The sequence below is a fragment of the Oscillibacter sp. KLE 1745 genome (assembly GCF_000469445.2).
Classification (GTDB): Bacteria; Bacillota; Clostridia; order Oscillospirales; family Oscillospiraceae; genus Oscillibacter; species Oscillibacter welbionis.
This window is the reverse complement of sequence record NZ_KI271721.1, coordinates 1-13,005: the sequence shown is the minus strand read 5'-3', so window position 1 is coordinate 13,005 and position 13,005 is coordinate 1. Positions and strand designations below refer to the sequence as shown.

Here is a 13,005-nt window from a genome sequence, read left to right as displayed (position 1 = left end):
CCAGTTATGGGATACAGCGCACGCCGTGGATTTACCAACGGCAGCATGAAGATGACCGGCGCTCAGCGCCAGGCGGAGATGCAGGCCCGCATCCAGCAGATGCAGGAGCAGGTGAATGCGGCCCAGGAGGCCGTAGAGGCCCAGGAGTTCACCGCCAGCGTGGGAGGCGGCGTGGTAGAGGCCAAGGTCAACGGCAAAAAGGAAGTGCTGGCCGTTACCATCAAACCGGAGGCCGTGGACCCGGAGGATGTGGAGATGCTCCAGGATCTGGTGGTATCCGCTGTAAATGAGGCCCTGCGCCAGGCCGGGGAGGCCATGGACAAGAGCATCGAGCAGGCCACCGGTGGGTTGGACCTGGGAGCATTCGGACTGTGAGGGAATTCGGAGGGGAGTAGGCTCCCCTCCGAGCCACCACGGCGGTCACTGGAGACGCCGCCCAAGGCGGCTGAGTCCATGTATTTTCGGCAGGCGCATATCCTGCCGAAAATGGTTTCAGATTCTTGAGCTGCCGGAGGCAGATCAACTGGGGAAAACCGAAGGTTTTCCCCTGCCCCTTTTCCCGTCCCGAGAGTGTGGGGCAGGACAGAACAGATGGAGCGGAGCCGATGGCTCCGCTCTTTTGGAAACAGGAGAACATACCATGAGAAGACGGATGTTGGCAGCGGCGCTGGCCTGTACGCTTCTGGCAGGGTGCGGGCCGGTGCGGACGGAGCCTGTGGAACAGGAGACCCCCCAGGCCGGTGCGCCGGTGATCGCCTACGTACCTCTGGATGACCGGCCAGACAACGCCGAGCGGGTGGTATACCTGGCGGAATCCTTGGGCTACGAGTTGGCCATGCCGGAGCGGGACCTGTACCGCACCCGGCTGGACGGCCAGCCCCCGAATGAGAACGGGACCCAGTACGGGGACCGGGGAGCACTGTACGAGTGGGTGGCTAAGCAGGAGGCCGCCGGGTGTGACCGGTACATCCTGTCCCTGGATCAGCTGCTCTCCGGCGGGCTGGTCAGCTCCCGGGCTATGACTGGGGAGAACCCGGTGACGCTTTCCTCCGGAGAGACACTGGTGGAAGCGGAGCTGCTGACGGCGGTGATCGACCTGCTGGCAGCGGATGAGAACAACCGGATCTGGTTGCTGGACACAGTCATGCGGCTGGCGGCCACCACCGGCTACGGCGGGTTCGGCCTCAACGAGTACAATGCCCTGCGGACTTACGGCATGGCACCCCGTCCCCACCTGGAGGGCACGGATCTGACCATCGGGAACATTGTGGCGGACTACCCCCTGGGGGCGGACGGAACCCCCGTCCCGGTGGAGGCGGAGGAGCCGCTGCCGGAGGGAGCCGTGGAGAACTATCTGGCCTCCCGGGAGCGGAAGCTGCGGCTTAGCGACGCCATGTTCCAAGCTCTGGAGGAGACGGCGGACGGGCAGTTCCGGGTATTGATCGGCATCGACGACTCCTCGGAGGAGGACAGCATCCAGAAAAACGAGATCGCCTATCTCCGGGCGCAGCTGCGCCAAGGGGACGCCCTGCTCTCCGGTGTGGACGACCTGGCCTTTAAGGCGGTGACGAAGCTCTGCCTGGAGGAGTACGGCTGGGAAGGTGCTGCGGTGTCCGTCCAGTATTTCGGCGGTACTGAGGACCAACCCGCCTGCGCCTATGACTACCAGCCTCTGGAGGCCATCGTGGCAGAGCACTTCGACTTTTTCGACCTGACGATGGCGGAACCCGGCGGCGAGGAACTGGCAATGCTGGTGCTGACCCAGCCGGCAGACCCGGCAGCCCAGGAGACGTATATCAACGCACTGGTCCAGTGTCTGAACGACAACCGGGCTGCCGGGCTGCCTACCATCCTCATCGACGCGGGAAACGGCACCTACGGGACCGCCTTCCATAAGGCGCTGACAGATCAGGCAGAGCTTGGCTGGCTTTTGAGCTATGCGGGCTTTCTGGATATGGCCATCGTCACCGGCACGGCCCTGAGCCATGGTGTGGCCCGGTATGCCTTCCTCCAGCACGGTAAGCAAACAGATGCCACAGAACAGGCATTTGTCCGGACCTTGGCGGACAGCATTCTGAAGGACTTCTGCTACAAGAACATCGTGCGCAACGACATTCTGAGCTTTGTCCGGAACGACCTGTCGGGCAATGCCGACAACTTCTGGATGCCGGACATCGACCGGGTGGCCATCCTGGAGCGGCTGGAGGCCGGCATGGCAGTGGCCGTGGCCCCGGTGATCGAAAACCTGGAGCGGAGCAACTTCATCTCTTCCCTTTCCTCCACCCGGGAGTATGCCGAGCGGGGCTGGGGCGGCGTGGAGCTGACGGGATACGGCTTCCCCTGGGACCGGGCCTTCGAGATCAGCATGGAGATCCGGCTGGGGGCATTCACAGAGCCTCACAAGGCGCTATTGGGAATTTATTATAAGTAAGGTCCCGGCGGAGCGCGGCAGGAAGCACGCGCAAAGCCGTGGAGCTTCCGGTCGAAACGGACATTGAAAACCTCATGGGCCCCGGTGCGGATTCCGCACCGGGGCCCTCTTTCGCTCGAAGGAAGCCACACGGTTTTCCGTCTCCTCTTTGCGTTTTGAACTTCTCTGCTCCAGCTGCTCACAGGGGCATCCTCCTTCCGAGAGGCCCTCTGGCAGTATGCAGGCCGCACATGGTCGGGGTTCTCGTTCACCAGCCCCGGCCTGCCGCCAGTGCGCACAGATGCCTTAGGCAGCACAGGTTCTGCGCTCATCAATAACAACGATCCGGGCCGCCTCCAGCCGGAGATGCACAAGCTAAAATGACAGTTGCTACCACATTACCACCGTTATACAACATTTCCAGAAAAAGAGAAGCCTCAAGGCCGTTGGACCTCAGGGCTTCTTTTGGAGCTAATGATGTGACTCGAACACACGACCTGCTGATTACAAAGTGTAGGCCAAGCGCCCCATGTGCCGTTTTAGGCCCTCTTGGGCGCTTTCTGCTGGGTGGGAGATTCCGTTTAGCCCTCTTCCCCCCAATGTCTCCGCCCCGATTTTCCGGGTAGTGGGTCAGGCGGTCATCTTACGATTCAAGGATTCGGGAAGGACCGAGGCGGAGATCAGCGAGAAGCAAAGAAACCAAAATCAAACTGACCGCTTACGATGACCTTTTTCAGGCAGATGAAAGCCGTGCAGACGCAAAGCTGAGTAAAATCAGAGATATTCCCTTATCGTAGATTGACGAGATTCCAGGCCACCCGTTCAAGGTTTTAATGGACGAGGATATGCAGTAGCTTGCCGAGAGCATTAGGCGAAGCGGCATAATAACCTCTGCTACCGTTCGACTTATCTTTTACCCGGTTTTCATAAATTTCAACACAAATGCTTCTCTGTGCCGTTCCTTTACTTTGCAATTCAATAATGCAGAGCTTGATTGCATTTACAAGGAAAGCAGTTTACCAGGATTTTCTCCACTCATCTTATGAATTTCTTCCTGGGTAAAACCGGTATTAGCCAATGCTTGCAGGTACCGACTCATACCCTCAATGCAGTTTCCAAACTTCGCCTGTCCATAATCAGACGAAAGGATCGTATGGTCTACGCCAATTTCACGGATATAGTCGGCAATTGCAGAAATAGCTGTTCCCTTTTCCCCCATTTCTGGGGCCGAAATCGTTCCACAATGTTCAATCCAACACCCCAAAGAGGCCCAGCACTTTACCTGCTCCAAATTTGCTCCCAACCCAAACGTGGGATGATCAACAAGGATCTTCTTGACTCCGCTGCTGACAGCCTCTTCCACAACCTTTTCGATCTCCGCCGCGTTGGCGTGCCCGGTCGCCAAAACCACATCCGGCGCCTGGGCCACCAGATGGATCACATCGCGGACTTCTTGCTTGAGATCTCCCTTTTCATCCGTCAGTGTGATCGGCCGCTCTTGAAGCGCCACCCGGGTCGAGGGAAATGCTCCTCCCGCTTTGTGGAATTCCATGTGCTGCCGCGCAGAAACCGTGGGCAGCCAGACGATTTTGACCCCGAAATTGATGGCAGCCTCCACCACGTATGGATTGACTCCGCCCACCGAGTTGTTCAGGGCGATGCTTCCGAATATCCGCAACGGAGATCCGTTAAATAAGTACCGCTGGATCTGGTCGCACGCCGGCGCCGAATTATAGTGGTGATCCTTGATGACGATCGCCCTGTAACCCGCAGCTTCCGCCTGACGGGCAACTGTTACGATGTCGGCGGAGCGGGGTATCAGCGACGGCGCAACATGCAGATGGATATCGCAGCACCCCTGCAAAAGGCGAGATTCCAACACAAATACTTCCTCCTTGTCTCACTGCTTTTCCGCGTTTGAAATGGCCCAGTCACATACCGGCACACTCGTGAGCGATCCCTCTGAAATAGCGCTTGCTCTGCTGTTTGAAAAAAACAAGGTCGTTCATGACGGTGACGATCTGAAAGCCCTCCTGAATCCTGAGCACCGCCTCCTGCATGGAGGACGTGGCAATCCCAGCCAGGATCCCCTGTTTTTTGCAGGCTGTCAAAACCCGGTGAAAGGCCCCGTCCACTTCGGGATGATGCAGATCCTGGGGATGGCCTAGGCTCATGGACAAGTCTGCGCTCCCGATAAAAACGCCTGTCAGGCCCGGTACAGCGGTGATCTCCTTAATACTGCGAACCCCCTCAGCCGTTTCACACTGCACAAATGTTGAAAGAGCCTCATTGGCCTGCTGGACATAGTTCTCATATTCTCCCCAGCGGGGACCCCGTCCGTAGTTCATACCCCGCTTCCCAAGAGGCGGATACTTCACTGCATCCAGAATCTCCATCGTCTCTTCCCTGCTGTCCACCAGAGGGACCATGATCCCGTGGGCTCCGATATCCAGGATGCGGCGTATCAGTTTTCCCTCCGGCGTATAAACTCGGACAATTGGGACCACCTGATACATTTCCGCCGCCCGGATCATATGTACCATGTTCTCCAGATCCAGGGGCGAATGTTCCATATCGAGCACCACGAAATCGATCCCGTTGAGGCCCAGGATCTCCACCAGATTGGCATCGCATGACGCACAGAACGCTCCTATGAGGAACGTTTTTTTTTGCAACTTCTCAAAAATCCAATTATGCATTTCCACGGCAGACGCTCCTTTGTCACATTTCCGCGTTCTGCTCTTCAAACAGCGGGATCGCCGCCCTCTCCCGGGGCGTCTGAGCGCGGCGGCTCTCCTCGCGTTCAGGGCGTCGCGGTGCAAACACATCCAGATTGAGCACGGGCACCTCTCCTTTGGCCACGATATAATGCTCGATATTCGCCGGGATGTCTACCAAACACCCAGGCATCAGATGGTATGGCGTGCCATCGATGAAAAAGTCGCATTCACCCTGGAGGATCAGCACGAGCTGTTCGTATATGTGCCGGTGTGGCCCGGGAGTATGGCCGGCGGAGACCTCCGTCAGCGTGGCAGTCAGGTTCTCTCCCTGATATGCCAGAACGCGCATCTTCTCCCGCACGTCCGTCCACACACAGTCATTCCAATTCTGCACATTTGCTGCAAAACTCATATTCACACACCTCACATGAAATCTTTATCCCTGCATCATGCCGGGTAGCCAGGTGCTCAGTCCGGGCACAAAGGCAAACAGGATGATACAGGCCAACTCCGTGATCATAAAGGGGAAGCTTTCCCTCACCACATCGGAGAACGTGTCGTTATTCAAAGTGCAGCTCACAAAGAGGCAGGTACCGAAAGGCGGAGTAGCCTGTCCAAGAGCCAGCAGGAATACAAAGATCAGGCCAAAGTGAACCGGGTCCATGCCATACATGGCGGCAATGGGCGAGAAAATCGGGCCCAGGATCAGATTGTTGGCAGAGGTATCTAGGAACATGCCACAGAGCACCATAATTGCGATGGTGATGAGGATAAAGCCCGTCTTGCTGGCCACATGCTCCAGGAAAAAGTTTGCTACTGTGGTGGGGATGCTGTAATAGGTGAACAGAAATCCCACCACCTGGGCTGTTACCACCAGTAGCATCAGCGTGGAAACACTGACAGCCGTGCTTTCCAGAACTTTGCAGAAGCTCTTGAAGGTAAGGTCATGGTAGGCCACAAAGCATACGATGGCACCATAGAGGCAGGCGATGGCCGAGGACTCCGTGGGCGTGCAGATGCCTGCGTATATACCGCCCAGGATGATCAGCGGCATCAGCAGCGCAAAAACGGAGCGCAGGAAGGATTGCCCCAGTCCCCGCCAGGAAAACATCTGGTCAACTTCATAGCTGCGCCTTCTGGCGATGATATACGCCAAAACGCACAGCGCCGCCGCGCAGAGCACACCGGGGACCACGCCTGCCATCAGCAGCTGAGAAATAGATGTCCCGGTAATATTTCCATAGATCACGAACACAATGCTGGGCGGAATAATGATGCCCAAAGTCCCGGCTACCGCAGGCAGCGCCGCGGAATAGGGACTGGAATATCCCCGTTTCACCATCTCCGGATGCATGATACCTCCAATCGCCGCTGTAGTAGCAACAGCGGAGCCGGAGATCGCCGCAAAAATAGCACAGGCAATAATGGCCACGATGGAAAGTCCGCCTTTCAGCCAGCCCACCAGGGCATTGCAGAAATCACAAAGGCGCCTGGAAAGACCGCCCCGGGCCATGATATCTCCGCACAGAAGGAAGCAGGGGATTGCCAAAAATGCAAAGTTGTTCAGGCCCAGGAACACCTTCTGGGGCACGATCGTCAAAACCAAATTCGGCTCCAGCATCAGGCAGGCGATGCATCCGCTCATCATCGCCCATACGATAGGAAACCCCAGCAAAATCCCGCCCACCATAATAACTAAGAGAAGAATAATCGGCGTGCTCACAGAGAATCGCCTCCTTTCATAGGCTTATCTGCCCGCCACATTCTGCAGTAGGATAAAATTTCTTGCAGAAGCTTTAAAATGGCCGACAACAGCGCCAGAACATATCCAATCTCCATCGCGATATAGATCCATGCCATGGGAATCTGCAGCGCGTCGCTGCTACGTGTCCACCCCAGCGCGATCTGTGTTTTGCTGTATATGGTAAGCACCGCACAGACAAACACGCCAGAGAGTGCATAAAGGATTCTGAAAATCCCCATCGCTTTGGGAGAAAATTTTTTATCAATGATATCCACGCGAATAAGTGAATCCCTCTGGATTCCTATGCAAATGCCCCAGGACACCAAAATTGCAAATAAAAATCGGGACACCTCTTCCGACCAGGAGAGACTTTTGAACACTACGTAGCGAAAAAAAGTCTGGGCACAGATCACCAGAACAATCACCACAAGCATGACGGAAATCGCAATCGAAATTACCCGCATAATCCGACCAATCACATTTTCACTTCTCATCATCACCCCTCCTTTTCCAGGGGGCGGAGCCCAGCGCCCCGCCCTCGAAGCTGTCAACGGTTACGCCGCCTCCGCGCAGGAATTGATCAGATCGATAGAATCCGCATACTTGTCATAGTTTTCTTCCACCATGGGCTGCAGGATCCTCTGGAAGGATTCCCGATCCACGTCGTACGTGATCGTGACGCCCTTCTCTTCCATCTCTGCGTAAGCCTCCTGCTCCTGCTGGCGAGCGGCCTCTCGCTGATAAACCGCCGCCTCATAGGCACACTCGGCAAAAATCTCCTGATCCTCAGAGCTTAGGGAATCCCAGGCGGCAGTGTTCATAATAACCGGGATGCAGGAGTAAATATAGTTGATGGGGCTGAAATACTTGTTGACCTCCGGGATATTATTACTGATGCAGAAAATGGCGGGGTTGTCCTGCCCATCAATGGCGCCTTGCTGCATGGCGGTGAACGCCTCCGCCATATCCATGGGAACGGGGTCGCAGCCCAGCCGCTGCCAGATATCGATATAGTTGTTGTTCTGCATGACGCGGATCCGCAAACCCTCGCAGTCCGCAGCGCTGCGGATCTCCCGCTTGTTGTTGGTGATGGTTCTCCAGCCGGTCTCAAAAATGGTCAGACACGAAAAGCCGCCTTCCTTCTCCATCATATCCTGCCAATAATCCAGATGGTCCAGTGTCACTGCGTCCGCCTGCGCATTGTCCTTGATCAGCATGGGCATATCAAACACGCCCAGGCCTTCCACGCTGCCCGTCAGTACGGAGACGTTGACCAGAGAAAGCTCAATGGTGCCCATCTGGATATCCTGAATGCTGTCGGCTGGCGTCGTCAGGGTGCCGTTGGCATGGACCTCGATCTGATAGCGCCCGTCTGTCTTTTCCGCGATCAGTTCCGCAAACTTTTCACAGCCCAGGCCATTGGCGGAATCCGCGGTATCCTGTGTGGCCATTTTCCACACAACAGTCTCACCCGAGGTGGCGCCTTCTCCGGCCGCATCCCCCGTCTCCATACCGCCGCAGCCGATGCAGGTCAGCAGGATGCAGGAAATCGCCAGCATAAGAGATAGCATTTTTTTCATAGTGATCCTCCTTTACGCGTCCAGTCATATCGTTATCTTTTTACGACCAAGCGCCCCACAGCTTCTGCCATCGCCTGGTCGGAAAGCTCCTGTCCCAGGCCAGGGAGTTCCGGCGGACGAAGAATGCCGTTTTGCGGCGCATAGATATACTTCCCATAAGAGCGGCATTCGGGTCTGAGAGACATATAAAAATACTCATGATAGAAGAAATTGGGAATGGCTGCTTCCAGGTGCATGGCGGCCGCCTCCGTCAGCGGAGTGCCCGCCACGTGTGCCTGTACTCTGACATCAAACAGCTGTGCCAGGTCGCAGATCTTCTTTGCCTCGGACAATCCCCCCGTATTGCAGATATCCGGCTGTATCACGGACACAGCGTTGTGCCGCAGGAGCTGGTAAAATTCCCATCTTGTATGGACTCGCTCGCCGGCGGAGAGGGGAATAAATGTACTTTGTGCGATCACGCGGTAGAGCTCCGGATTAAAATTAGCAGTTGCCTCCTCGATGAACAGCACTCGGTATTTTTTTGCGATCTCAGCGATTCCCCGGGCGGAGGTAGCATCCGAAGCACACAGGTTCTCCATGATGATCTCCAATCCGTACCCGCATTCTTCCCGAATCGCACACAGCCGCTCTTCCAGCATTTCCCGTAGCTGCGCTGTCAACGGGCCGGTCGTCTCTATTCTGGGGATCTTTTTCCCCTGCCGGTCATAAGAGAGGAAGTTGATCTTCACCGCCTTAAAGCCATCCGCCATGATCTTTCGGCAGGTCTGCGCATACTCTGCAGCTTTTCCCAGAGGCGCCAGTTGCTCTCCGTACCCTGTCTGTGCCTGGGACAGGTAGCAGCGCAGCTCTGCGTTATGCTTTCCGCCCAGAAGCCGGTAGATGGGCACACCCAGCGCCTTTCCCTTGATATCCAGCAAAGCGATATCGATGGCGCTCATGGCGGAGTAAACCACGACGCCCCCGCCGCTGAGATGGCCGTAAAGGCGATTGTGAAGGTCCTCCCAGATCACCTCGTTGTCCAGTGGATCCTTTCCCAAAATCATCTCCGAAAGGTCCTTCAGCATATGCGCCACACCGTTTTCACCAGGCCCGATAGAGATCCCCGCTTCCCCGAAGCCGCAGATCCCCTCGTCTGTATTGATACGGCACACAACGGGCTGAAACGGATAATCAGAATACGAATGCCCGCTATGGCGCAGCAGGAAAATATCGACACTCTCAATTTTCACAAAAGCAACACACCCCTTCCAGACTTTTGGCCGCTTGAAAATCCCCTATCCCTGTGGTATATTTCCTCTGACGGCCGGAGGAACTCTGTCTTCGATGAATTTTGCTTTTTTCACCGAAAGTTCCTCCTTTCATTATGGAATATACTGACTTTCTTACAAAGTGTATATCTCATTTGATACATAGTGCATAAATTTTTGCGAGATCTTTGCAAGTGTTTTGGAGGAGAAAACCATGAAGCTTTCCGACATATACTACGATTCTCATTTTGGGGAATTTGAAGAGCTCTTCCGTCAGAGCGGTGTCCCGGTCCACTTCCGGAAGGGCGAAGCCATTCCCACGGACTATAAGATCCGGAATATTTTTTATACGGTCAACGGCCTTTCCAAATACTTTTTTGTGCACGAGAACGGTACGGAAAAGGTGACCGGCATCTTTGGACCCGGTACTCTGATCCCGTACTCCCTATGTCTGCCGGTTTCGGAAAAAAACTTCGTCTACAAGGACTACTTCAAATCCCAGACCCTGACGGATGTGGACGCTATATGCCTGAAGCAGGCAACGTATCACAAACTGTTTGAAAGCTCCGCCGCATTGCGCACCGCAAATTATGATTGGATTGCTTTTCAGCATAACCGCTATGAATTTGAGACATTTTTTCTGTCAAATTGCGGAGCTTTTACAAAAGTATGTAATTTTTTGTACTCCAATAGTTCTTTGTATAACGTATACCGCCAGAACGGGCTTATTTTAACTCAAGATGATATTGGAGACATTATCGGCGAAAGCCGCCTGGACGTGGCGCGCGCATTCCGAAATCTGCGGGATTTGAACATCGTTTCAACCTCCCGCGGCTCCGTCACAATCCTAGACAAAGAAAAGCTTTTCCGATTAACCAGTTATTTGAGATAACCTGAATCCTGTTTTCGCTGATTTTCTGATATGCTCCCCATAGAGTAGACAAGCAGAGAGTAAAAATCTTCAACTACTTCAGATGGAGAGCATTCTTATGTTAGTGGTGAATTACGTGAGTTTGGAAATAAAAATCATTGCGGTAAAGCACAGTCTCATTGGAATGGAAAGTCTCAATCAGTCCGCAGCAAGATTTGACGTGAGCCGGAGCACACTACAAAATATGAAATGTTTGGCACGGAAGGTCTATGCCATTGGGCTGGAAAACATCACTACTCCGATGAGATCAAGTGCAAAGCGGTAGAAGTCTATTTGTCCGGGCGGATGAGTGAAGAGGATATCTGTAGATTCGATCGAGAACACAGCTTGAGAAGTGGGTTTCGTTGTATAATGGCCAAAAAGAGTTCCGTCCCGCGGTCGGAGCCAGGAAGGGTACGTGTATGGCCAAGATCAGTGGAGAAGAGAAACAGGCGGCGGAATTCTGCATCACCCATGACAGGGACTACGCCCTGACAGCAGCTCTCTTTGGGTTTACATCCCAGCAGGTCTACAGCTGGGTGCGGAAATATCATGCGGCAGGCATCAACAGCCTGAGGCATGAGAGAAAATGCCCCAGAGAACTTTCCGATTGGGTTACTGAGAATAAGCAGCTCAAAACGGTCAATCTTAAGCTGGAAATGGAGGCTGTGCTGCATCGGAAGCTTCAGCAGGGCCGGGTATATTACAAATGCCTCAACCGCACCGTGAGCCAAAAGCAAATAGAAGATGAGAAGCTGGCCGGGCTTATTACCGAAATTTATCAAGCCCAGCGCGGCATTCCTGGATACCGGCAGATGAAAATTATTTTGGATCGCCGGTATGGGTTAAAGTACAACTTGAAACGAATCTACCGTCTTATGCGTGTGCTTGGCCTGCGGTCTGTATGCAGGAAGAAAAAGCGGCTGTATAAGAAGAAAACTCCGTCAGAATACGTCGCGGAAAATGTCCTGAACAGAGAGTTTTCGTCTGACCGGCAGAATGAGACCGGCAGAATGAGAAGTGGGTGACTGACGTAACAGAGTTCAAATATGGCTCCATCAGCAAGGCGTACTTGAGTGCTGTGCCGGATCTGTACGGAAGGAATATCGTTGCGTTCTCCCTAAGCCGCCGCAATAATACACCTCTTGTTCTGGACACCTTCGATCAAGCGTTTCAGAAATATCCGGACGCAAAACCACTGCTGCACAGCGACCGGGGCGTCCAATATACCAGTCGTTCCTTCCGAAAAGAAATGAAACGCGCTGAGGTATGCCACAGCATGTCCCGTGTGGGGCGCTACCTTGGCAACGCCCCAATGGAGGATTCTAAGGAATCCTGAAAACAGAAATGTATTACCTCTATTATTTCGAGGATCACGAAACTCTGCGGGAGGCGATCTGCGCATATATTGATTTTTATAACAACGATCGGTGCCAGAAAAAGATTGGCTGTATGACACCGTCGGAATTGATCGCAGCTTCAGCAAAATAAAAACTATACAGAAAATCCCACACGATATAGAATCCTCTGCATAGTTTTTATTTCTTGCTTTCTCTACTTGACAGGGAGCAGTTCACCTGCCTGAAATATGCAATTTTTTACAGCAAAAAGCACCCGAAATCCACAGATTTCAGGTGCTTTTTGGAGCTAATGATGTGACTCGAACACACGACCTGCTGATTACGAATCAGCTGCTCTACCGACTGAGCTACATTAGCTTATCAATTCATGACATGGTGTTTTTGGAAAGGCACATCCAGAACAGGATATATTTTATCATATTTTTTGACGGACGTCAACAGATTCTTTTGATTTCCTGCCACACTCTCTGCATGGCAATTCCTGTATATTACATTTTGTATTTTGAAGGAATTCCTTCAAAATATTTTCAGGCGATTAGCCTATTTCCTACGCTTTTCCCCCGAATTCCGCCCATTACAACAGGAAATTCTGTTGTGATTTTCCCAAGAAACTTCGACAAATTCTGTCATTATTTTCTGTTGACTCCCTTCTTTTTGCAGTCTTCCGTTCTTTTCAGCATTTACATAATTTATTTGATAATTTCTTTTTACAAAGAGTTATTCACATTTTCCACATGATTTTCCACACGCGAATTTTCTATTTATTTTCAATATTTTTTTGTAAATTGTATAAATTTACCATCTTCTCTTTTTGCGCTTTTCCACCGCCCAAAAAAGCGTCTAAACTTTACATAATGTTTTACCTTCAAAAAGTTCTCCGCCTCTCCTGCCTGTTTTTCCAAAAGTGAACGGCAAATGAAGACCACCCGAGCTGCGCCTTCACAAAAAGCAAGGTATCTGGCTTTACAGATGCAGCCTGCATAAGCTCGTTATGCATTTTCCAATAAATCAGGCGGCCGCTGACGCGGCC

The 13,005-nt window shown here is 53.2% G+C and carries 13 protein-coding genes and 1 tRNA gene; 6 read left to right on the top strand and 8 right to left on the bottom strand.

Annotation, left to right across the window (positions count from 1 at the left end; translation table 11 throughout):
* Positions 1–6: 6 nt before the first annotated feature.
* Both HMPREF1546_RS08445 and HMPREF1546_RS08440 read left to right on the top strand, forming a co-directional pair.
* Positions 7–375 (top strand): YbaB/EbfC family nucleoid-associated protein, encoded by a 369-nt coding sequence (locus HMPREF1546_RS08445; protein WP_025544956.1) that lies wholly within the window; start codon positions 7–9, stop codon positions 373–375.
* Between the two features lie 265 nt (positions 376–640).
* The gene (locus HMPREF1546_RS08440) at positions 641–2,431 is read left to right on the top strand and encodes a DUF4127 family protein (RefSeq protein WP_036636740.1); all 1,791 of its coding nucleotides are present in this window, start codon (positions 641–643) and stop codon (positions 2,429–2,431) included.
* 979 nt (positions 2,432–3,410) lie between these two features.
* Here HMPREF1546_RS08440 and HMPREF1546_RS08435 read toward each other — a convergent pair.
* Genes HMPREF1546_RS08435 through HMPREF1546_RS08405 form a run of 7 tightly spaced genes read right to left on the bottom strand, consistent with a single transcriptional unit; the run spans position 3,411 to position 9,608 of the window.
* Positions 3,411–4,292: a DUF6282 family protein gene (locus tag HMPREF1546_RS08435; protein WP_021748656.1), complete on the bottom strand. Its 882-nt coding sequence runs from the start codon at positions 4,290–4,292 to the stop codon at positions 3,411–3,413.
* Between the two features lie 49 nt (positions 4,293–4,341).
* Positions 4,342–5,109 carry an HpcH/HpaI aldolase/citrate lyase family protein gene (locus tag HMPREF1546_RS08430; protein WP_021748657.1) on the bottom strand — a complete coding sequence of 256 codons (768 nt, stop codon included), beginning with the start codon at positions 5,107–5,109 and terminating at the stop codon, positions 4,342–4,344.
* A 22-nt stretch (positions 5,110–5,131) separates the two neighbouring features.
* Positions 5,132–5,542: a cupin domain-containing protein gene (locus HMPREF1546_RS08425; RefSeq protein ID WP_021748658.1), complete on the bottom strand. Its 411-nt coding sequence runs from the start codon at positions 5,540–5,542 to the stop codon at positions 5,132–5,134.
* A 24-nt stretch (positions 5,543–5,566) separates the two neighbouring features.
* Entirely contained in the window at positions 5,567–6,853 is a 1,287-nt protein-coding gene (locus HMPREF1546_RS08420; RefSeq protein WP_021748659.1) for a TRAP transporter large permease, read from the bottom strand.
* Positions 6,850–7,371, bottom strand: a complete 522-nt coding sequence (locus tag HMPREF1546_RS08415) for a TRAP transporter small permease (RefSeq protein WP_021748660.1) — start codon at positions 7,369–7,371, stop codon at positions 6,850–6,852. The genes HMPREF1546_RS08420 and HMPREF1546_RS08415 overlap by 4 nt, the downstream gene beginning before the upstream one ends.
* Before the next feature lie 57 nt (positions 7,372–7,428).
* Entirely contained in the window at positions 7,429–8,454 is a 1,026-nt protein-coding gene (locus HMPREF1546_RS08410; RefSeq protein WP_021748661.1) for a TRAP transporter substrate-binding protein, read from the bottom strand.
* Positions 8,455–8,486: 32 nt separating this feature from the next.
* Entirely contained in the window at positions 8,487–9,608 is a 1,122-nt protein-coding gene (locus tag HMPREF1546_RS08405; protein ID WP_287826431.1) for a mandelate racemase/muconate lactonizing enzyme family protein, read from the bottom strand.
* A 310-nt stretch (positions 9,609–9,918) separates the two neighbouring features.
* Between HMPREF1546_RS08405 and HMPREF1546_RS08400 the strand changes: the two genes are divergently transcribed.
* From HMPREF1546_RS08400 to HMPREF1546_RS19905, 4 genes are all read left to right on the top strand, one after another.
* Positions 9,919–10,596 carry a Crp/Fnr family transcriptional regulator gene (locus tag HMPREF1546_RS08400; RefSeq protein ID WP_036629931.1) on the top strand — a complete coding sequence of 226 codons (678 nt, stop codon included), beginning with the start codon at positions 9,919–9,921 and terminating at the stop codon, positions 10,594–10,596.
* A gap of 440 nt (positions 10,597–11,036) precedes the next feature.
* Complete coding sequence (locus HMPREF1546_RS18315) at positions 11,037–11,642, top strand: IS3 family transposase (protein ID WP_021748665.1); 606 nt, start codon at positions 11,037–11,039, stop codon at positions 11,640–11,642.
* A complete protein-coding gene (locus HMPREF1546_RS18310) occupies positions 11,639–11,953 on the top strand; it encodes an IS3 family transposase (protein WP_021748666.1) in 315 nt (104 codons plus the stop codon). The genes HMPREF1546_RS18315 and HMPREF1546_RS18310 overlap by 4 nt, the downstream gene beginning before the upstream one ends.
* A gap of 8 nt (positions 11,954–11,961) precedes the next feature.
* Positions 11,962–12,105, top strand: a complete 144-nt coding sequence (locus HMPREF1546_RS19905; protein ID WP_021748667.1) for an IS3 family transposase — start codon at positions 11,962–11,964, stop codon at positions 12,103–12,105.
* Between the two features lie 151 nt (positions 12,106–12,256).
* Here HMPREF1546_RS19905 and HMPREF1546_RS08385 read toward each other — a convergent pair.
* A tRNA-Thr gene (locus HMPREF1546_RS08385) sits at positions 12,257–12,332 on the bottom strand.
* Positions 12,333–13,005 lie beyond the last annotated feature (673 nt).

Excerpts from the sequence above, each read along its gene's own strand:
- HMPREF1546_RS19905 (WP_021748667.1), top strand. The coding sequence starts at position 11,962 with ATGTATTACCTCTATTATTTCGAGGATCACGAAACTCTGCGGGAGGCG.
- HMPREF1546_RS08400 (WP_036629931.1), top strand. The coding sequence starts at position 9,919 with ATGAAGCTTTCCGACATATACTACGATTCTCATTTTGGGGAATTTGAA.
- HMPREF1546_RS18315 (WP_021748665.1), top strand. The coding sequence starts at position 11,037 with ATGGCCAAGATCAGTGGAGAAGAGAAACAGGCGGCGGAATTCTGCATC.
- HMPREF1546_RS08445 (WP_025544956.1), top strand. The coding sequence starts at position 7 with ATGGGATACAGCGCACGCCGTGGATTTACCAACGGCAGCATGAAGATG.
- HMPREF1546_RS08425 (WP_021748658.1), bottom strand. The coding sequence starts at position 5,542 with ATGAGTTTTGCAGCAAATGTGCAGAATTGGAATGACTGTGTGTGGACG.
- HMPREF1546_RS08430 (WP_021748657.1), bottom strand. The coding sequence starts at position 5,109 with ATGCATAATTGGATTTTTGAGAAGTTGCAAAAAAAAACGTTCCTCATA.
- HMPREF1546_RS08410 (WP_021748661.1), bottom strand. The coding sequence starts at position 8,454 with ATGAAAAAAATGCTATCTCTTATGCTGGCGATTTCCTGCATCCTGCTG.
- HMPREF1546_RS08415 (WP_021748660.1), bottom strand. The coding sequence starts at position 7,371 with ATGATGAGAAGTGAAAATGTGATTGGTCGGATTATGCGGGTAATTTCG.
- HMPREF1546_RS08440 (WP_036636740.1), top strand. The coding sequence starts at position 641 with ATGAGAAGACGGATGTTGGCAGCGGCGCTGGCCTGTACGCTTCTGGCA.